18 protein-coding genes and 1 tRNA gene are annotated in these 19,689 nt (G+C 66.9%); 7 read left to right on the plus strand and 12 right to left on the minus strand.

Going from position 1 to position 19,689, the window contains the following annotated elements:
- Nucleotides 1-378, minus strand: a 378-nt coding sequence (locus JOZ79_RS01605) for an N-acetylmuramoyl-L-alanine amidase (protein WP_294069670.1), incomplete at its 3' end; no start/stop codon positions are given.
- A 440-nt stretch (nt 379-818) separates the two neighbouring features.
- Here JOZ79_RS01605 and JOZ79_RS01610 point away from each other — a divergent pair.
- The 3 genes from JOZ79_RS01610 (at nt 819) to JOZ79_RS01620 (ending at nt 5,465) form a co-directional block, all read left to right on the plus strand.
- Nucleotides 819-3,284 (plus strand): Rne/Rng family ribonuclease, encoded by a 2,466-nt coding sequence (locus JOZ79_RS01610; protein ID WP_294069746.1) that lies wholly within the window; start codon nt 819-821, stop codon nt 3,282-3,284.
- A 76-nt stretch (nt 3,285-3,360) separates the two neighbouring features.
- Entirely contained in the window at nt 3,361-4,746 is a 1,386-nt protein-coding gene (locus JOZ79_RS01615) for a M48 family metalloprotease (RefSeq protein WP_294069672.1), read from the plus strand.
- A complete protein-coding gene (locus JOZ79_RS01620) occupies nt 4,743-5,465 on the plus strand; it encodes a DsbA family protein (RefSeq protein ID WP_294069675.1) in 723 nt (240 codons plus the stop codon). Before JOZ79_RS01615 ends, JOZ79_RS01620 begins: the two co-directional genes overlap by 4 nt.
- A 10-nt stretch (nt 5,466-5,475) precedes the next feature.
- Here the strand turns inward: JOZ79_RS01620 and JOZ79_RS01625 are convergent, their stop codons facing one another.
- The 3 genes from JOZ79_RS01625 to JOZ79_RS01635 form a co-directional block, all read right to left on the minus strand.
- Nucleotides 5,476-6,927, minus strand: a complete 1,452-nt coding sequence (locus JOZ79_RS01625) for a TolC family protein (RefSeq protein WP_294069678.1) — start codon at nt 6,925-6,927, stop codon at nt 5,476-5,478.
- 112 nt (nt 6,928-7,039) lie between these two features.
- Nucleotides 7,040-7,717, minus strand: a complete 678-nt coding sequence (locus JOZ79_RS01630; RefSeq protein WP_294069681.1) for an RlmE family RNA methyltransferase — start codon at nt 7,715-7,717, stop codon at nt 7,040-7,042.
- Nucleotides 7,714-8,772, minus strand: coding sequence for a Ppx/GppA phosphatase family protein (locus tag JOZ79_RS01635; RefSeq protein WP_294069685.1), 1,059 nt, complete (start codon nt 8,770-8,772; stop codon nt 7,714-7,716). The genes JOZ79_RS01630 and JOZ79_RS01635 overlap by 4 nt, the downstream gene beginning before the upstream one ends.
- Nucleotides 8,773-8,930: 158 nt before the next feature.
- Between JOZ79_RS01635 and JOZ79_RS01640 the strand changes: the two genes are divergently transcribed.
- Together JOZ79_RS01640 and JOZ79_RS01645 are read left to right on the plus strand one after the other, a co-directional pair.
- Nucleotides 8,931-9,004: transfer RNA gene (locus JOZ79_RS01640), tRNA-Gln, on the plus strand.
- Between the two features lie 288 nt (nt 9,005-9,292).
- Nucleotides 9,293-9,892 (plus strand): PilZ domain-containing protein, encoded by a 600-nt coding sequence (locus tag JOZ79_RS01645; RefSeq protein WP_294069688.1) that lies wholly within the window; start codon nt 9,293-9,295, stop codon nt 9,890-9,892.
- 1 nt (nt 9,893) lies between these two features.
- Here the strand turns inward: JOZ79_RS01645 and glpK are convergent, their stop codons facing one another.
- Nucleotides 9,894-11,396, minus strand: a complete 1,503-nt coding sequence (gene glpK, locus JOZ79_RS01650; RefSeq protein WP_294069691.1) for a glycerol kinase GlpK — start codon at nt 11,394-11,396, stop codon at nt 9,894-9,896.
- Nucleotides 11,397-11,496: 100 nt separating this feature from the next.
- Between glpK and JOZ79_RS01655 the strand changes: the two genes are divergently transcribed.
- Nucleotides 11,497-12,912 carry a glycoside hydrolase family 43 protein gene (locus JOZ79_RS01655; RefSeq protein ID WP_294069694.1) on the plus strand — a complete coding sequence of 472 codons (1,416 nt, stop codon included), beginning with the start codon at nt 11,497-11,499 and terminating at the stop codon, nt 12,910-12,912.
- On the opposite strand, the gene JOZ79_RS01660 is transcribed toward JOZ79_RS01655, so the two are convergent.
- The 3 genes from JOZ79_RS01660 to JOZ79_RS01670 form a co-directional block, all read right to left on the minus strand.
- On the minus strand, nt 12,909-13,475 hold the full coding sequence (locus JOZ79_RS01660; RefSeq protein WP_294069697.1) for a DUF2807 domain-containing protein: 567 nt from the start codon (nt 13,473-13,475) through the stop codon (nt 12,909-12,911). The two genes, JOZ79_RS01655 and JOZ79_RS01660, sit on opposite strands and share 4 nt — an antisense overlap.
- 86 nt (nt 13,476-13,561) lie before the next feature.
- Complete coding sequence (locus JOZ79_RS01665; protein WP_294069700.1) at nt 13,562-14,089, minus strand: response regulator; 528 nt, start codon at nt 14,087-14,089, stop codon at nt 13,562-13,564.
- Between the two features lie 200 nt (nt 14,090-14,289).
- A complete protein-coding gene (locus tag JOZ79_RS01670; protein ID WP_294069703.1) occupies nt 14,290-14,997 on the minus strand; it encodes a cell wall hydrolase in 708 nt (235 codons plus the stop codon).
- Nucleotides 14,998-15,373: 376 nt separating this feature from the next.
- Here JOZ79_RS01670 and JOZ79_RS01675 point away from each other — a divergent pair, with 376 nt between their 5' ends.
- Entirely contained in the window at nt 15,374-15,775 is a 402-nt protein-coding gene (locus JOZ79_RS01675; protein WP_294069706.1) for an EVE domain-containing protein, read from the plus strand.
- 33 nt (nt 15,776-15,808) lie between these two features.
- Here the strand turns inward: JOZ79_RS01675 and JOZ79_RS01680 are convergent, their stop codons facing one another.
- The 4 genes from JOZ79_RS01680 to JOZ79_RS01695 all read right to left on the minus strand — a co-directional run bounded on the left by JOZ79_RS01680 (nt 15,809) and on the right by JOZ79_RS01695 (nt 19,662).
- Nucleotides 15,809-16,462, minus strand: coding sequence for a hypothetical protein (locus JOZ79_RS01680; protein WP_294069709.1), 654 nt, complete (start codon nt 16,460-16,462; stop codon nt 15,809-15,811).
- A gap of 111 nt (nt 16,463-16,573) precedes the next feature.
- Complete coding sequence (locus tag JOZ79_RS01685; protein WP_294069712.1) at nt 16,574-17,134, minus strand: hypothetical protein; 561 nt, start codon at nt 17,132-17,134, stop codon at nt 16,574-16,576.
- A 74-nt stretch (nt 17,135-17,208) separates the two neighbouring features.
- On the minus strand, nt 17,209-19,026 hold the full coding sequence (gene typA / locus JOZ79_RS01690) for a translational GTPase TypA (protein ID WP_294069715.1): 1,818 nt from the start codon (nt 19,024-19,026) through the stop codon (nt 17,209-17,211).
- 225 nt (nt 19,027-19,251) lie between these two features.
- Nucleotides 19,252-19,662: a MarR family transcriptional regulator gene (locus tag JOZ79_RS01695; protein ID WP_294069717.1), complete on the minus strand. Its 411-nt coding sequence runs from the start codon at nt 19,660-19,662 to the stop codon at nt 19,252-19,254.
- Nucleotides 19,663-19,689 lie beyond the last annotated feature (27 nt).

Below are 19,689 nucleotides of genomic sequence, written 5' to 3' on the forward strand. Positions count from 1 at the left end.
GAGTGTCAGGTAACGGTCGTCGTCCCGGGTCATCGCGACCCGGACCCGGCCGCGTTCGACCAGCGCATCGCGAAGCTCGCGGGCGAGCGCAAGCGTCAGGTCCTTCTCGTGAATCTGTCCGGAGACGCTGGTCGCTCCGGGATCGGACCCGCCATGGCCGGCATCGATCACCACGATCGGCCGACCGGCCGCGGTTGGCGCCGCGTAAATCCGGTCGCTCACGGCCCCAGGTAGAGGGACGGTCAATGCGCCGGCGCGCGCTTCGCCGATGGTTGCAGCGCGATCGTCGTCAGCGGGCGTCGCGCCGCCGCGAGCGCCGCCAAGCAAGAGCAGCGCAGCGACGGTAATCGCTCCTGCAACCGCCGCGCCTGCGGCCACTGTCCTGCTGATCCTTGGCACCACCACCCGGCGTCCGCCCCTCCCTGCGTGCAGGTTTATCACGTGGATATGGTTAATGGAAAATTATGATCCTGGGTGGCACATTCCCCCTCTGCCGGTTGCGGGTCGAACCGGGGGGTGCTAACCCCCTGCGGTCGGCTTCCCGCCGGCACACTTGCCGACTGTCGGTGCGAAGGACAGCGGCCCCCACGAGGTTGACGCTCGCACGATGCCACAGAACGCCCCGGCTGCGCTTCAGAACGAAGCCACGGGCGATTTTTCCGCGCGGGAACGCGGGATGGCGATTGCGGCAGAGGCACTTTCACTGACATCCGCCAGCGCCATCGGCTTCCAGCCGTCGGGCGCGGCTACAATTACCGCGCGCCGCCGGCATGACCCGGCGCTTCGGCGCGCCCGGAGAACATTCAATGTCCATGCGCATGCTGATCGACGCGCGCCACCCGGAGGAGACCCGGGTAGCCGTCGTCAAGGGAAACCGGATCGAAGAGTTTGATTTCGAGTCCGCCGAGCACAAGCAGCTCAAAGGCAATATCTATCTAGCCAAGGTCACCAGGGTCGAGCCGTCGTTGCAGGCGGCGTTCATCGACTATGGCGGAAATAGGCACGGCTTCCTCGCCTTCAGCGAGATCCATCCCGACTATTACCAGATTCCCAAGGCCGACCGCGAAGCGCTGCTCCGCGAAGAAGCCGAGCATGCCGCCGAGGAAGAGCGGCTCCGCTCCGCCCAGTATGACGATGATGAAGAGGAAGAGTCAGTAGAGGGCTCGGCCGACGATGGTCACGACGGAGACGAGGATGACCACGCGGCCGACGATCACTCTATCGACGACCACGACCATGATGACGAAGATCATCCCGTCGCCGCGACCGGCACGGAATCGAACCGCTCGCCGGTTGACGAATCCGCAGCCGACGAGCTCCGCCAGCGTCGCCAGGCGCTTCGCCGCCGCTACAAGATACAGGACGTCATCCAGCGCCGACAGGTGCTGCTGGTCCAGGTCGTCAAGGAAGAGCGCGGCAACAAGGGCGCGGCGCTGACCACCTATCTGTCGCTCGCCGGCCGCTACTGCGTGCTGATGCCCAACACCAGCCACGGCGGTGGCATTTCCCGCAAGATTTCGAACGGCGCCGATCGCAAGCGGCTGAAGCAGGTGATGTCGGACCTCAAGCTTCCGACCAGCATGGGCCTGATCGTCCGCACTGCCGGGCTGTCGCGCACCAAGACCGAGATCAAGCGTGACTTCGACTATCTCGCGCGGCTGTGGGACGAGATCCGCGAGCGGACCCTCGGCAGCCAGGCCCCGGCGCTGATCTATCGCGACAGCGACCTGATCAAGCGCGCGATCCGCGACCTGTATCACCGCGACATCGACGAAGTCTTGGTCGAGGGCGACGAGGGCTACAAGTCGGCCCGCGGCTTCATGAAGCTGCTGATGCCGAGCCACGTTAAGCGCGTGAAGCTGCACAGCGAGAGCACGCCGCTGTTCCAGCGCTCGGGTGTCGAGGACCAGTTGTCGGCGATGTACCAGCCGACGGTGCAGCTGAAGTCCGGCGGCTACCTCGTCATCAACCCCACCGAGGCGCTGGTCTCGATCGACATCAACTCGGGCCGCTCGACGCGCGAGCACAATATCGAGCAGACCGCCTTCGCCACCAACATCGAGGCGACCGCCGAGATCGCCCGCCAGTTGCGCCTTCGCGACATGGCTGGCCTCGTCGTCATCGACTTCATCGACATGGAACAGAACAGCCATGTCCGGAAGGTCGAAAAGGCGATGAAGGAGGCGCTGAAGAACGACCGCGCCCGCATCCAGGTTGGCCGTATCTCGAGCTTCGGCCTGATGGAAATGAGCCGGCAGCGGCTTCGCACCGGCGTTCTCGAGGCGTCGACCAAGCCTTGTCCGCATTGCGAGGGCACCGGGCTGATGCGGACCGCCGCGTCCGCCGGCCTCGCCGCGCTGCGCATGATCGAGGACGAGGCGGCCCGCGGCCGCGGCGAGTGCGTGCGCCTCCGCGCCGGCCGCGAGGCGGCGGTCTATGTGCTCAACAAGAAGCGTTCCGAGCTCGCCGACATCGAGCAGCATTATGGCGTGTTCATCGACGTCGTCATCGACGAAACGCTCGAGGGCGCGCGCATGACGGTCGAAAGCTCGGGCTCGCGCCCGGTCGCGCGCCCGCGCCCGGAGCCGATCGCACCGACCGAGGAGGCGTTCGACGAGCCCGAGGTCGACGAGATCGAGGACTCCTTGGACGACGGCGAAGACGACGCGGAGGCTCCCGAGGCCGGGGCTGCCCGCCAGCGCGGGGAGGAAGGCGAAGGAGACCGGCACGGTCGCAAGCGCCGCCGCCGTCGCCGTGGCGGTCGTGGCCGCCGCCGCGAGGGCGAACCGGGCGAGCGTATCGAGCCTGCGGTTGACGAGGTCGCCGAAGCCGAAGCTGCGCCCGGCGAGGCCGCGATCGACACGGATAGCTCGCCGCTGGTCGAGCGTCCGACGAGCGAGGAGCCGCCGATCGCGGAAACTGAGCCTGCAGAGCAGCCGCAGCCCAAACGCCGCCGCCGCCGCAAGGAAGGCGCGGCAGAGATGGAAGCCGGCACCGAGACGCAGGCTGACCTGGCGGTTCCGGAGCCCGCGCCCGCCGAGGCTCCGCCGGCCGAGACGGTCGACCAGGTCGCACCTGCCGAAGACGCTCCAGCACCCGTCAAGCCCGCTCGCAGGCGCCGCGGCAAGGCCGCCGCGGCCGAAGCGCCCGCTACCGAAACGCCGGCCGCTTCGACCGAGGCTGAGCCCGCTGCACCGCCACCGCCGGCCAACAGCGATTCGGCCGAGGCTGACGATTCGGGAGAGCCGCGGCGCGGCGGCTGGTGGCAGCGCACGTTCGGCTAAACCGTCCCGGACACCTGAACTCGCCCGAAGCCGTTTTCATCGGCCGTTCAGCCCCTGAAATGCTAAGCCGGGCGCGATGAAGTCGGCGCTGTCCCGCTTTCTCCGGCTGTTCATGGCCGCCTTGCTCGTTGCAATGGCGGCGTGGCAGCCGGCGATGGCGCAGGACGACGACGATGCCCAGATGGCCGCCCTTCGGGACACCGAGACGGAGCTTCTGTTCAAGGACATCTCGCGCCCGCTCGTGCAGGCGGCGGGGCTCGATCCGAACAACGTCAACATCGTCCTTCTCAACGACCCGGAGATCAACTCCTTCGTTGCCACCGGACAGACGGTCTACGTCCAGTCCGGGCTTCTGATCGCCGCCGACAACGTCAACCAGCTGCAGGGCGTCATCGCTCATGAGCTTGGCCACATCGCCGGTGGCCACTCGGTCCGTTTCCACGAGGGCGAAGGCCAGGCGACCAAGATCAGCGTCGCGACGCTGATCCTCGGCGCCCTGGCGATGGCCGCCGGGGCGGGCGAAGCCGGCATGGGCCTGATGATGGCCGGACAGCAGGTTGCGATGGGCCACCTCCTCGCTTTCTCGCGAACGCAGGAGGCCAGCGCAGACCAGGCGGCCGCGACCTACCTGTCGAAGTCGCACATCAGCGGCAAGGGCTTGCTCGACTTCTTCGCCAAGCTGCAGAACGAGGAATATCGGCTCGGCAACTACGAGACCGACGATTATGCGAGCACGCACCCGCTGTCGGCGGACCGTATCCAGGCCCTCGAGCAATTGCTGAAGAAGGACCCGGCCTGGAGCAAGCCGCCCGACCCGGCGCTCGACGCCCGGTTCCAGCGGGTGAAGGCGAAGCTGATCGGCTTCGTCGACCCCAAGCATGCGGTGTCGAAATATCCGGAAACCGACCTCAGCGTTCCGGCCCATTATGCGCGCGCTTACGCCTATCACGTGGGCGGCTATGCCGACAAAGCGCTGGCGGAAGCGGACGCGCTTTTGAAGACCAGTCCCAACGACCCCTTCTTCCTCGAACTCAAGGGGCAAATCCTGCTCGAAACCGGCAAACCCGCCGATGCGATCGCACCTCTCCGCGAGGCGACGCAGCGGTCCGGCAACGCGCCGCTAATCGCGTCGATGCTGGGTCACGCCCTGGTCGCGACCGAGGACACGAAGAATTTCGCCGAGGCCAAGCGCGTGCTCAAGGACGCCGTGGTTCGCGACGATGACAATCCGTTCGCCTGGTATCAGCTCGGGATCATCTACGAGAATGAGGGCGATGAAGGCCGTGCCGCGCTTGCGACCGCCGAGCGCAGCAGCCTCGAGAATGATCCGAAGCTCGCCCTCGCGAGTGCCAATCTTGCCATGAAGGGCATTCCCTCCGGAACTCCGGACTGGCTCCGCGCGCAGGACATCTCCATGGCAGCCAGGCAACATGTGAAAAAGAAGGACGGGGGAGACAAGTGACGGATACAGCTGCGGCGGGAAGCCGCGGGACCTTTTGGGCGGGCGTCATCGGCGGCCTGATCGGAGCCGCTCTGATGGCGGCCCTGATCCTGTTCGCGCTGCCTCACTATCTCAGCGGAAAGATTGTCCGGCAGGGCATGATGTCCGATCCGCAGATTCTCGCCGACACCGCGGATGCTCTCCGCGATTCGCAGTATGCGCCGGTCATCGCCGCCAACAAGACGGCGATCGAAACGCCGTTCGCAAGCTCGTGGAAGGGTTCGTCGGCGCCCGACGTCACGCTGGTCGAGTTCTTCGATTACGCGTGTCCCTATTGCAAGGCGAGCAATCCCGCGGTCGACCGCCTCGTGCAGGAGGACAAGGGCCTGCGCGTGGTGTTCCGGGAGTTGCCCATCCTCGGTCCGAACAGCGTCACCGCGGCGCGGCTGTCGCTAGAAGCGTCCAGGGCAGGACGGTTCGCGGCCTTCCACGACACCTTGTGGGCGACGGGTCGGCCAGCGCCGGAAACCATCGCAGTCGCCGCCAAGGCCGCCGGCCTCGCGCCGGAGCCGACCGCCGATCCCGCGGTTGAGGCCGAGCTCAAGCGCAATTTCCAGCTCGCGGGACAGCTCGGCGCGACGGGCACGCCGTTGTTCGTCATTGGCAATCGGGTGATGAACAGCGCCGTCAGCTACGACACGCTCAAGAGCGCCATCGCCGCCGCCCGCGCGAAGGGCTGAACCCGCTCGTCTACTGGCCGAACGAGGGGCCGACCGTCTGCACGGGGATCGCCGCGGTCGACGGCTCGGCTGCGGGTGGGTCTTGGTCCCCGACCAGGCGCTTCAGCCGAAACACCGCATTGTTATAGTCGATATAGGCGTCGGCGGTCGCGGTTTCGGCCGAGCGCCATGCCTGGCGAGCGTTCGAGACCTGAGCGACGAGCCCCTGGGCGGTTTCGGGCGGCGCGGCGAGCAGGAGTTGCTCGGCGCGCTGCAGCGCCTGGAGCGCCTGGCTCGGGTCGGGCAGGTTGCGGATCCGGTTCTCGGCGCGGCTGACCGCGAGCACCTGCTGGCGAACGTCATAGGCGACCCGCTCGCGAAGCTCTTCCACGTCGGCGTCGGCCTGGTCCCGCTGGATCCGCGCGACTTCCTTGTTGCGGCGCAGCTGGCCATCGTCCCACTGCACGAACGGCACGTTGATGTTGACCAGTCCCCCCTCCTGGCGAAGCCGGTCGAAATGGCCGTCATAAACCGCCGCGCCGGCCAGTTGCTGGCTTGCGAACACTCCGACCCGGATCGTGGGCTTGCGCGAATCGGACGCCTGCTCGAGCGAGGTCTGCGCCTGCTTTACGCGAAGCAGCGCCGACTGGATGTCGGGGCGCCGGCTGAGCGCCCGCTCGAGCAGGCCGTCGCGATCGACCGGCTGCTTGCGGCCGCGAAGGTCGCTGGTCAGCCGCAGGCGCGCCTCCGGCGGGACGCGAAGGATTTGCTTCAGGCCGTCCTGCGCATTGTCGGCATTTTCGCGACTGGTCTGGGCCGTCTGCCGGGCATTGGCGAGCTCGACCTGAAGGAAGTTGCCGAGGCCCGAGGCCGGGCCAGCCCGGGCCAGCAGGTCCTCGATCTCCTTGGCGACCCGCTCGTCCGCATCGGCATTGTTCTGCGCGCGCAGGGCGTTGAGATAGCTGGTTTCGACGTCGAGCGTGACATCCAGCTGGGTATTGGAAAGGTCCTGGGCCGTGATCTCGCGCCAGATGTCCGCCTGGACCACCTGGCGGTGGATGACGCCGCCGACATCGATCGGCATCGAAACGTTGGCGGTGGCATTACCGCCGAACGCACTGGGCGCCGTGTAGGCGTAGGTGTTGCCCTTCCAGGCGAGATCGAGGGCCTGCTGGCTGACCCCGACGTTGCTGCTCAGCGACGGAAGATATTGAGCCTTCGCATTCTGGACGCGAAGTTCGTTCTGATTGAGCGAGCGGCTTGCGCGCGCGGTGCGGAAGCTGCGCTGCTGGGCGAGGGCGACGGCGTCGTCGAGACTGAGGTCGTAGGTCTGGCCGCCCGTCTCGGCCATATCAGGCACAGCGCTGGTCTGCAGCGGCGGCACCGCGGCGGAAACCTCCGAGGCACCCGCAGCAGCAGTGGTGCCAGACGCAAGCACGACTAGCGCAGCCAGAAAATGCGGGAACGAATGAATCTCGGTCACTCCAAGCGGCTGCACGTGTCGCTGATCCCCCGCCCTCGCCTGCGCGAACAGGAAGACCGATTGCTGTTTGCTACGGGATTAGGAGCGCTATTTCGACAGCAAAGTGCGGCGCTTAGGCGCCTTTTCTAGCCGCTTCGCCGGGATTCTCGGTCGCGCCGCCCTTGAAGCCCTGGGCGATCACGTACCACTCGCTCGACTCCTTGCGGCTTGCCGGCGGCTTGGCATGCTTGACCGCGGCGAAGTGCCGCTTGAGCTCCGCGAGAAGCGCGTTGTCGGTGCCGCCGGCGAGCACCTTGGCGACATAAGCGCCGCCCGGTTTAAGCACCTCGGTCGCGAACTCGAGGCCCGCCTCGACGAGACCCATCGTGCGCAGGTGGTCGGTCTGCGGATGACCGACGGTGTTCGCCGCCATGTCCGACAGGACGAGGTCGGCGGGGCCGCCAAGCGCGTCCTTGAGCCGGGCCGGCGCGTCGGGGTCCATGAAATCCATCTGCAGGATCGCGACGCCGTCGATCGGGTCGGTCGGAAGGAGGTCGATGCCGACGACGGACGCCCGCGGCGACTTTCGCCGGACCACCTGGCTCCAGCCGCCGGGCGCGATGCCGAGGTCCACAACCGCCGTGACGCCGCGGAGCAGCCCGAACTTCTCATCGAGCTCCAGCAGCTTGTAGGCTGCGCGGCTGCGATAATTCTCGGCCTTGGCTCGCTTGACGTAAGGGTCGTTGAGCTGCCGCTCCAGCCAGCGCGTCGAGGAAACCTTGCGGCCCTTGGCCGTCTTCAGGCGCCTCACAGCTGGTGGCCGTCGCGGGCCATGAGCGAGCGGAGAATGCCTTCGCGGATGCCGCGGTCGGCGACTCCCAGATTTCGCGCCGGCCAGATCTCGATGATCGCCTCGAGGATTGCGCACCCGGCGACGACGAGGTCGGCGCGCTCGTTGCCGATGCATGGCAAGGCGGCGCGCTGCGCATGGTCCATCGCCGCGATCATGCTGCTGATCCGCCGCATCGATTCGATCGGCACGTGAAGCCCGTCGACCACGCGCCGGTCGTAGGAGGGCAGCGCCAGGTGCACGCTCGCCAGGGTGGTCACCGTGCCGCTCGTCCCAAGCAGGCGGATCCCGTCCTCGATCTCGGGCAGCATCGCGGCGAATCGCGAGAAAGCGCGGCGGGCTCGCTCCCGCATGCGCTCATAGGCGAGCACCCGGTCGGGCCCTTCGAGCGCTTCGCGGCCCTCGCTTTCGGTCAGCGAGACGACGCCCCAAGGCGCGCTCCACCAGCTGCGAATGCGAGGTGTTCCCTCCTGCTGGTCGACGAGCACGAGCTCGGTCGAGCCGCCGCCGATGTCGAAGATCAAAGCCGGGCCGTCGCCGGGCTCAAGCAGCTTGTGGCAGCCGAGCACGGCCAGCCGGGCCTCCTCCTGCGGTGCGATGATGTCGAGGACGATGCCGGTTTCGTCCCGAACGCGCTCGGCAAATGCGGAGCCATTCTTCGCGCGGCGGCACGCCTCGGTGGCTACAGACCGCGATAGCGAGACATTGCGGCGGCGCAGCTTGTCAGCGCAGATCGACAGGGCATCGACCGCGCGGTCCATCGCCGCGTCGGACAAGGCGCCGCTCCGCGTCAGGCCCTCGCCGAGGCGCACGACCCGCGAGAAGGCGTCGATGACAGTGAACGTGCCGTCGATCGGCCGAGCAATCAGCAGGCGGCAATTGTTGGTCCCGAGGTCGATCGCGCCATAGGTATGCCGTCCGGACTCGCGCCGGGGCGGAGCCTCCGGATTCGACGGCCCGCCCTGCCCGGCATTCGCCTGTCGCAGGACCGGCGCACTGGCGACATCCTGCGCCATTGAACGCCCGCTTCTTTCCTTCACCGCGCGGGGAAATGCGCGGCTGACCTGAGCCCGTTAAACCATAGTTTGCCGCCAAAGAGCAAGCTGCAGGGGAGGAGGCGGCGTTGACAGTGCGCTGGCCTATTTCTATCTCGCGCCCCTCGCCCGAGCGGCGCTGCCCCGTCGTCTAATGGTAAGACTACGGACTCTGACTCCGTCAATCGTGGTTCGAATCCACGCGGGGCATCCATCCAGCCATGCAAAGCGCGTGACGCCTGCCAGCCCGGCAATTCCGTCGGCGACGCGCAACACCTCCAACCCGCTCCATTACGGTCCGACGATTGAGGCTCGGGAAAGCCCTCGCGACTAAAGGCCGCGCAACGACCGCGGCGGCTGAGCGAGCCTGCCGTTAACCAGGCGCGTTAGCGGGAAATTGACCACGGAGGTTTAGACTTCGACGCATGGCAAAGTGGAACGATGATTGCGGCGCGTCCGACGGGGCCCCGGCGACGGCGTCGCGTCAGCCGACGGGGCGCTGGTGAACGCTCGGCCTTCCACCGATCGCCTGCGCGCAATGCAGTCGGAGCCCTCTTCGAACGACCGCCAGCCGAGGCGCGTGGTCGAGCTGAAGGGCTTCGGGGTCCTGGACGACGGCACGACGTTCGCGATCAGCGTCGTCGACCTGTCCTACGACGGCTGCAAGGTTCAGACGGACCTCGCGCTCATTCCCGGCCTGACGCTCAAGGTCTCAATCCTCGGCGCGAAAGGCGCGGTACCCGCGGTCGTGCGCTGGTACAAGGAAGGCGTCGCGGGCCTCCGCTTCAATCCCGAGCCCGAACCGGCGCCCAAGCAGACCCCCCGCGATCATGAGCGGATCGAACTCACCGCCCAATTGTCGCTGCGACGCGCGGGGCGGCAGCAATATGCGGCCCGGCTGTTCGACATCACGCCGACCGGCTGCAGGGTCGAATTCATCGAGCGGCCACGTCCCGAAGAGCGGCTGTGGGTAAAATTCGACGGCCTCGACGCCTTCGAGGCAACGGTGCGCTGGGTCGACGGGTTCTACGGCGGGCTGGAGTTCGTTCGACCGATCTACCCGGCCGTGTTCGACATGGTGCTCGCGCGATTGAGAGCCTGAGCTAAGGCGCAGCGAAATGTTCCGCGGTCGTCCGGGCAACCGCATCCTTCCATCCGGCCACCATGCGCTCCCGAACCTTGCGGTCCATGCGCGGTGTGAAGACGTCTTTACTCTTCGACAGGCGAGCCAGGGCGGCAAGATCGGGCCACAGCCCCGTCGCGAGCCCCGCATGAAAGGCAGCACCGAGAGCCGTCGTCTCCAGCATCGGCGGCCGTTCGACAGGCGCCTCGAGGATATCGGCAAGGAACTGGCATAGCCAGCTGTTGGCGACCATGCCGCCGTCGATCCGCACCGGGCCGGAGCGGATCGTCCCGTCCGCGCGCATCGCCTCGACCAGGTCAAGGGTCTGGAAGGCGGCGGCTTCGAGCGCGGCTCGAGCGAGGTGCGCCGGAGTCGAATCGAATGTCAGGCCGAATAGGGCGCCGCGCGCGCCTGGGTCCCAGTGCGGGGCGCCGAGCCCCACGAACGCCGGGACCATCGTGACGCCGTGGCTGTCCGGCACGCCGGCGGCAAGTGCTTCGGTCTCGGCTGCGTCCGCGATCACGCCCAACCCATCGCGCAGCCATTTGATCGCTGCCCCGGCAACGAAGATCGAACCCTCGAGGGCGTAAGTCGTGCGGCCCGCAATACGATAGGCAGGCGTGGCGAGAAGACGATGATGCGATTGCACGGGCGTCGTGCCGATATTGAGCAGCATGAAGCCGCCGGTGCCATAGGTCGCCTTCACCATGCCCGGTTCGAAGCAGCCCTGGCCGAACAGCGCGGCCTGCTGGTCGCCCGCCATGCCCGCGATGGGCAGCGGCGCTTCGAGCAGGCCGGCCGCGGTGGTGCCGAAGATGCGGCTGTTGCCGTGGATGTCGGGAAGTATCGCGTCGGGCACGCGGAATAGCCGACACAGCTCCAAATCCCAGCATTCCGATCGGATGTCGAACAGCGACGTGCGGCTGGCATTCGTGACGTCGGTCGCGTGGACGGCGCCGCCGGTGAAGCGCCACAGGAGGAAGCTGTCGATCGTGCCGAACGCAAGCTCGCCCCTCTCCGCGCGCTGTCTTGCGCCCGGAACAGTATCCAGGATCCACGCGATCTTGGTCGCCGAGAAATAGGGATCGAGAAGGAGCCCCGTCCGCTCCCGAACCAGCGCTTCCGCGCCGTCCGCCTTCAGCCGACCGCAATCCCCGGCCGTCCTTCGGTCCTGCCAGACGATCGCGCGATGGATCGGCTCGCCGGTTGCCCTATCCCAGACGACCACCGTCTCGCGCTGGTTGGTGATGCCGACGCCCGCGACGCGACGGATCGCGAGGCCGCTCGCCGCCAGCGTCTCCCGAGCGACCGCGAGGGTGTCGCTCCAGATGTCCTCCGCGTCATGCTCGACCCAGCCTGCTTTCGGATAGTGCTGGCGAAGCTCGCGCTGGGCAGCCGCGACCGGGCGGCCCTCGCGGTCGAACAGGATCGCACGGGTCGATGTCGTGCCCTGATCGATGGCGAGAACATGATCAGGCTCCATTGGTACCCGCGCGTTGCTGCTCCCGCCTTGACCATAAGCGGCGCCGGGCGCCGTCGATAGGGGTTCCAACCGGCGCGGGCGGAGCTTATCCGCGCCGCCGATGACGACGTTCCCGTCCGCCTTTACCGTCGACGCGAGGGAGGACGGCGAGCGCCGGATCATCGCCGTCGCTGGCCCGGACGGGCAGCGCCGCGCCTACGAGCTGCCCGGGAACAGCCAGCAGAACTACGCCGCATTCTTCGGCGAACTCGCCCGCGATTTTGGAACCCGCATCCCACATGTGCTCGATGCGCCGGCCGAACACCCGCGCCCGAGCCTCCGCTGGCGGCCGCTGCTGACCGAGAACATCCACCCGCAGATCCTGGCCGGCTACGGCGACCCGGCAGTGTTGAAGACCGACACGGGCTATTATCTTGTCGCGACGTCCAACGACGCGCCCGATGCCTTTCCCATTCTCCATTCCGACGACCTGCAGCATTGGCGGCATGCAGGCTTTGTCTTTCCGGATGGACAGCAGCCCGGCTGGGCGGCGACGGGCCGCTCGGTGGCGGACTTCTGGGCGCCGGAGATGGCCCGCGCGGGCGATGAATACTGGCTGTGCTTCACCGCCCGCCAGCAATCCAACGCGCTCGCGATCGGGCTTGCCCGCAGCTCGAGTCCGGAGGGGCCGTGGATCGACAACGGCGCGCCGCTGATCACCGGCAAGCCGATCGATACGACCGGCCTCGGCCTCGATCCGGCCAAGCCGCGAATGAGCGGCGGCGTGATCGACTCCCACATTTTCGTGGACGGCAATGGTGACCGCTATCTGTTCTGGAAGGACGACACGAACGGCATCTGGCCGCGGCCGCTGGCCATGCTGCTGCGCCGCGAGCCGCAGCTGGTCGACCGCCTGTTCGCGACCGAAGCCGATCGCCGCACCGGCCGGTTCGCCGCCGCGATCGTGTCCTGGGCCAACCAGCGCCGGCCGATGGAGCGCTTCTTCCTGATGCAGCCGCTGATCGAGGCCGTCCTCGCCAACTGGCGCCGCGTGAAGCCGCAACTCGAGGCTTCGGGCGACGCAGGAGCGATCGTCGATGCGATGACCACGCCGATCAAGGCGCGACGCCTCGCCGACGACGGACGCTCTCTGGTCGGCGAGGAGCGCACCGTTCTCACCAACGACCTCGATTGGGAGGGCCATCTGATCGAGGGCCCGTTCGTGACCTGCGCAGACGGACGCTACTGGCTTTTCTACGCCGGCAACGATTTCGCGAGTCCGGCCTATGGCATCGGGGTCGCGGTCGCCGACCATCCGCTCGGCCCCTACGTCAAGCAGGGCGAGCCGCTTCTACGCTCGACGTACGAGTGGGTCGCGCCCGGCCATGCCTCGGTGGCGCCCGGCCTAGATGGGAGGCCGCAATTGTTCTTCCACGCCTTTCACCCCGGCACGGGCGGCTACAATGCGTTCCGGGCACTCCTGACGGTCGGCCTGGAGTTCCGGGACGGCCGCGCCCGGGTTACGGAACTGGCCTAGTCGTCGCGGACGACGTCGCCGCCGTCGTGCACCGCCATCTCGACGTTGGGGTGGCCGGCATAATGAACCCTGCCACCGCTGCTGATTGCGGCCGTCAGGCTCGACCGCGTGCGGACATAGATGTCCCCGCCAGCATTGACGGCGGTAACCGACGCCTCTGTCTGCAGGGCGCGCATGTCGATCGTTCCGCCTGCCGACACGGCGGCAACAGCCTGGTTTTGCGGGGCGAAGCCGGGCCGCACCACGATCGTGCCGCCCGCTTGCACCGCCAAGGTGGGCACGCGCGGGCTCTCGATGCGGATCCGGAGCGGATAGTTTGTCGGGCACCGCGCGTTGCAGGCGTCGATCTCGAGCTTTGCGCTGGGCCGCAATCGGAAGCTTGTGAACTGCGTGCTGCCGCTGAGGATTGTGACTCGCTGCACGGGTCCAGGGACGATCTCGACATCGCCGCCGCCATGCAGCTCGATCGCGTCGAATGGCGGCAGCGAAACGGGCTGAGCGCGGGCGAGCGCCGGGATCGAGGCTGCCAGCACGAGCGCGAACATGGGTAGGACAGTGCGCATGGGAACTTCCCCCTGATTGTCTCGCTACAGATGTAGCGCTACAATTGCAGCGCGTCAAATCCTTCTGGACGGCGCCCGCCTTGAGGTCAGCGCGCGATCGGGCTGGTCCGCGACGCCGGATGGCCCGAGAGCCAATGGTCGATCCGAGTCCACAGTGACCGCCGCGAGGGGATGAAGCCGATTTCGGGGACATCCTGGGCCGGCTCGACATCGTAGATCGTGAGATTTTGGGGCGGTTTAGGGCGCAGGGTCTCGCGCCCGCGCAGCAGATCCTCGGCCATGGCCAGGGAGCGATGCACCTCGTCCGCCGTGAAGGGCTTCACCAGGCAGCCGAGAGCGACGTCCGGCATCGGGAAGCTTGGCGCCTTGCCGCTGACGAGCAGGCAGGGAACGCCCATTTCGTTGAGCCGCACCGCCACCGGAAAGCCGGTGCTGCCGTGCGCGAGGTGAAGGTCGAGGAGGACGAGGTCGGGATCGTTCGCCTCGGCGGCGGCGATGGCGCCCTCCGCGTCATCGGCCGTGGCGACCACGCGATAGCGCGGATTGTCCTCAACCAGATATTTGAGCGTCGCCGCAAGCTGCGAATCATCTTCGACGATGAGTATCCTGAGCACGTCGCAAGCCTCCCCTGGCTCTCGGGATTCTCCCCCGAAAACCCGCAACTTGGATGCTGCTCCCCTTCGGCGGCAATGCGAATCCCTAGCCGGCGAATTATCGGCAGGATGACTCGGCACCGGGCCGAAACGAGTCTGAGCCCACGAAAAAGGCGTCCCGGCCGGAGCCGGGACGCCTTATTGATCTCGAAAAGCCGCCCTTAGGCGCGATAGAAGATGTGCGCTCCGATCTGCTCGACCTCGCGCAGATTGTGCCGCCAGTTCGGCGCGACATAATTGGCGTGATACCAAAGGACGTCGCTCGGCAGGGCCGGCGTCGCCTTGGCAATCGCGAGGCGGGCAACGCCTTGCGCGGTCGCCCACGCGGCCGAAGCAGTGTCGATCGTCGGGAACTGGCCGTTGCGAACGAACGAGAACTGCGCCGGCTGCTTGACCACCGCGCACCAGCTGGCCGGATAGCGGCCCGAGGAGGCGCGGTTCATGACCACGTCTGCAACCGCCATCTGGCCTTCGAGCGACTCCCCGCGCGCTTCGAAATAGACCGCGGTGGCGACGCAGGTCGCCTCGTCGTTGAGCGGGGCGCCCGTGCTGTACTTGTTGACCAGCGCATAGAGCGGCCAGCCGCTCTTGTAGAGCCACGCGGCTTCCCGATCGATGCTCGGCGGCAACTGGACCGTGACGCTGCGCGCCGGCTGGGCCGGGACGACGGCGCCATTGTCGAGCGTAACATTGCTCTGCGGCGTCAGGATGGCCGTGACGTTCGAACTGGTCGTCTGGGTGGTGACGACCCGGGTTGCGCCGAACGGCTGGGCCGTGGAATCGACATCGAGGGCACGAACCACAGCGGGAACGTTCAGTGCCGACATGCTCTGTGCCGTCGCCTGGCTCGAGCAGCCCAGCGCCAGCATGAAAATCCCCATGACCGCGGACGCGCCGCGGCCTCCAAGCAACTTAACCACTAGTTTCTTGCCCTTGGTTGGCGGAAAACCGGCCGCTGCACAGCGCCTTGGCGCTCTCCCGTGATGCAGCGGCGGTTCCGTCTTGCCCTGGAGCCGCCGGCCCGTTTACCGGCCTTTGGCTCACTCGCTCTCAATCGCTGATTGCCAGATAGAGATGGGCGATCCGGAGTCTAGGCAAGCGGCGACGAGTCGTTGGGTGCGTGGGATAAGCGTCGGAACTAATTTGGATTTCTTCGATTCGCCGCCGGAGTCACTCGGTTCACCGGCCCCTTTTCCGGCGGTTTACGGCGCTTGTCCGACACGTCCGCGGCGCTAGAGCTGTCCAATGGCACTTTGGCTGATGAAATCGGAGCCCGAAAGCTATGGCTGGGCCAACCTGGTGCGCGACGGCGGGACGGAATGGGACGGCGTTCGCAATCCCACGGCCCGAATCCACCTGCGCGCGATGAAGGTCGGCGACGAGGCATTCCTCTACCACAGCATGTCCGACAAGGCGGTGGTCGGCATCATGCGCATCACTCGCGAGGCGCAGCCCGACGCAAAGGACCCGAACTGGGTATCTGTCCGGGTTGAGCCGGCGCGCGCCCTCGCTCGGCCAGTGACGCTGGCCGAGATCAAGGCCGAGCCCGCGCTCGCGCAGATGGAGCTGATTCGCCAGTCGCGGCTCTCGGTCGCGCCCGTGCGCGAGGACGAATGGGCAATGGTGCTGGAGATGGCGAGCGGCTGATGCCCGCCTCAGGTGGTCGGCAAAGGTGCTCGATCAGACGCGATTCAGCGCCTGGTCGGCACTTCTCCGCAGCCCCGCGAGCTTGGGGTCGTGGCCACCGTCCGAGTGTTCGCCGGGGCAGATGGACTGCAGCGCGACGATCAACTGCATGGAGATGTCCAGGTTCTGGAGCGCAGTGCCGTGTCGAGTGACAACCTCAGCGTCTTCGGCAAGGACATCGGCGAGCCGATCGAGCAACGCGCGGACGCGCAACAGGTCGGCAGCCATCTCCTGTCCTCTCGTTGAAGCCGCGTCGGTTCGCGCAGACTCGGCATGCTCCGCGACCGGCAAGGGCACGGCACCGGCTTTCACCAGCCTGACGACATCGTCGACCCGTTGCTGTTCGGCGTTGGTCGGAGACGATCGCCACTTCTGGACATCGACACAGCCTGAGAATTTCAATCCGCATCGGCCCTCCGCCGACCAGATCACCAGCCCGTGGACGATCAAGGTGCCGCGAACCAGCTGAACCAGCGAGCCCGCTTCCGGGACGACTGCGCCTTCCACCAGCGCGCCGCCCGATGAGAGGTTCCTGATCCGCGCCGGCGTTGACCGACCATCGCAGTAGAGCGCCGCGCCGAGGTACAGGCTCGACCTCGCAACGGCTCGCGCATCCGCTGCGTCGGCTTCCATTGCAGTCAGTGCCATATCGCTCGTCCAGGTCATGCAACCTGGATGAACCCGATTCATTAACAGGCCGCTGAAAAGTCCATTCCGGAGCAATCTTTCACCGCAGGCCCGGACGGACGTCGGCCGCAACTAGCGGTCAGCATTCGTGCAGAGCACATCCGCGAGGTAGCTGCGACCGCCAACCGACTGCACCCGCTGGTAGGGGGATTGCCGCCAACCATGTGCGCGGCAGAAATCGGTCGCGCGCTGCGACAAGGCCCCCGCGGTGCCACTCACCTCGACCCGGTTGCCGCCCTCGTCCGGCATGACGAAGAATTCGCTGGCAAGGCCGCGGAGCGATGCGCCCGAGCCCCTGAGGCCGCCCTCGCCGGCTGCCCCGACCGAAGCGCTGGCGCTCTCCGGGATGGCGCCCTCGACCGGGCGGGCCGAGCGGATCGTCATCACCATCGACTTGCGCGACTGCGAGAATTGCTTGCAGCCGGTGAAGGTGCGCCCGCTGCACAATTCCCAGGCGCTGCCCGGGGGCAACTGGAGGCTTTCCACGTGGACCGGATCCATTTTCTCGCGCGGACCCGACAGGACCATGCCGCCGCCGCGGAAGTTCCCCTTGCTGAACAAGGTTACATCGCCGGTCGACTGCGCAAGTGCCGGCGACGCAGCAACGCCGACACCCATGAGAATCACGAACATCCTGCTGAGCATAAGCCTCTCCCCGCTTGCGACTGACTAGCCGGGCCAAGGGAGCTTTGCCAAGCGGCGGAGCGTCAGGCCGCCTCGGCCTTGCGGGACTCGCGCTTGCGCTCGTGCGGGTCGAGGAAGCGCTTGCGGATGCGGATCGCCTTGGGCGTCACTTCGACCAGCTCGTCGTCCTGGATATAGGCGATCGCCTGCTCCAGGCTCATGCGCTTGGGCGGAGTCAGGCGGATGCCCTCGTCCTTGCCGGACGCGCGGAAGTTGGTCAGCTGCTTCGACTTCAGCGGATTGACCTCGAGGTCCTGCGGCTTTGCATTCTCGCCGATGACCATGCCTTCGTAGAGCATCTCGCCGGGCGAGACGAACAGGATGCCGCGATCTTCCAGCGCGTTGAGCGCGTAGGGAACGGCCGGGCCCTGTTCCATCGAGATGAGCACGCCGTTCTGGCGGCCGGAGATCGGACCCTTGTGCGGCCCGTACTTCTCGAACAGCCGGTTCATGATGCCGGTGCCGCGCGTGTCGGACAGGAACTCGCCGTGGTAGCCGATCAGGCCGCGCGACGGCGCCGAGAAGGTCAGGCGCGTCTTGCCGCCGCCCGACGGGCGCATGTCGGTCATCTCCGCCTTGCGCATCGCCATCTTGTCGATGACGGTGCCGGAGAACTCGTCGTCGACGTCGACGACGACGGTCTCGTACGGCTCTTCGCGGCCGTTGGGGCCATCGCGGAACAGCACGCGCGGCCGGCTGATGCCGAGCTCGAAGCCTTCGCGGCGAAGCGTCTCGATGAGGACGCCGAGCTGGAGCTCGCCGCGGCCGGCGACTTCATAGGCCTCGCCGCCGGCAGTCTCGGTGACGCGGATGGCGACATTGCCCTCGGCTTCGCGGAGCAGGCGGTCGCGGATGACGCGGCTCTGGACCTTGTCGCCATCCTTGCCGGCGAATGGGCTGTCGTTGACCGCGAAGGTCATGCTCAGCGTCGGCGGATCGATCTCGCGCGCGTGCAGCGGCTCGGTGATCGCGGGCGTTCCGATGGTGTTGGAGACAGTCGCTTTCACGAGCCCCGCGATGGCGACGATGTCGCCCGCCTTGGCGGTCTCGACCGGAACGCGCTCCAGGCCCTGAAACGCGAACAGCTTGGTCACGCGTCCGTCCTCGACCACGTTGCCGTTGACGTCCATCGCCCGGATCGGGTCGTTGATATTGAGCGTGCCGCTCTCGATGCGCCCGGTCAGGATTCGGCCGAGGAAGTTGTCGCGGTCGAGCAGCGTCGCGAGCATCTTGAACTCGCCTTCCGGGTCGAGCTTCGGCGCGGGCACATGGTCGACGATCGCCTGGAACAGCGGCGTCAGGTCGCCCTCGCGGACATCGTCGCGGGTCCCGGCATAGCCGGCGCGGCCGCTTGCGTAGAGTGTCGGAAAGTCGAGCTGCTCGTCATTGGCGTCGAGATTGAGGAACAGCTCGAACACCTCGTCGAGCACTTCCGCGGGCCGGGCGTCCGGACGGTCAATCTTGTTGACGACGACGATCGGGCGAAGGCCGAGCGACAGCGCCTTGCCGGTCACGAACTTGGTCTGCGGCATCGGGCCTTCCGCGGCATCGACCAGCAGGATGACGCCGTCGACCATGGACAGGATGCGCTCGACCTCGGCGCCGAAGTCGGCGTGGCCGGGCGTGTCGACGATGTTGATATGCGTGCCGTGCCACTCGACCGACGTGCACTTCGCGAGGATGGTGATCCCGCGCTCCTTTTCGAGGTCGTTCGAGTCCATCGCCCGCTCCTCGACGCGCTGGTTGTCGCGGAAGGTGCCCGACTGGCGGAAGAGCTGGTCGACAAGGGTCGTCTTGCCGTGGTCGACGTGCGCGATGATCGCGACGTTACGCAGGTTCATTGCAATTTTTCCGGAAAAGTGAGCGGGCCATGTAGTCGCTCGCGGCCGTTGTTGCAACGCAGCGTCCGGTCCCTGCCGAATCGCGACGAAGGTCACAAAGGTCGCGTCCGATCGTATTCCGTCCGCCGGTCTCGCTCTCGCTATCTGCAGCGGCAGTTGTGACCTTCGCGACGATGTCCATCAGGTCAGCGTGGCAATCGAAACCCTATTTTGGAAGCGTGGGCGTCAGGTGCTGCGTTCGAGGATTTCGATCGCCCGCTCGATCGCTCGAAGTTCGCTATGAGCGAGACGCTCGAGCTTGCCGGCAAAACCGGAGCCGCTGTTCGCCCGCTCCTGGAGCTGTTCGCGACCGGCGGTCGTCAGCCGGAGCGCCAGTCGGCGCCGGTTCTCGGGATCGTGGGTTCGTTCGACGAGGCCTGAGCGCACCAGGCCCTCGACCGCACGGCTGACCGCGGGCGCGCCTCGGCCGACACGGTCCGCAACGGCATTGAGTGTCGCAGGTTCTGCCGACCCGATCGCGGACAGCAATTTGCGACGCCCGCGCTCGGCACGCTCGGCCGGTCCGTCAGCAACCCAGTTCTGCGCGATGGCGACGAACCGGTTCGCAAGCGCCTGCGGAGTTGAGCCCCCAAACATAACTTGCATCATAGCAAATATTCGGCG

Source organism: Sphingomonas sp. (assembly GCF_019242355.1).
Classification (GTDB): domain Bacteria; phylum Pseudomonadota; class Alphaproteobacteria; order Sphingomonadales; family Sphingomonadaceae; genus Sphingomicrobium.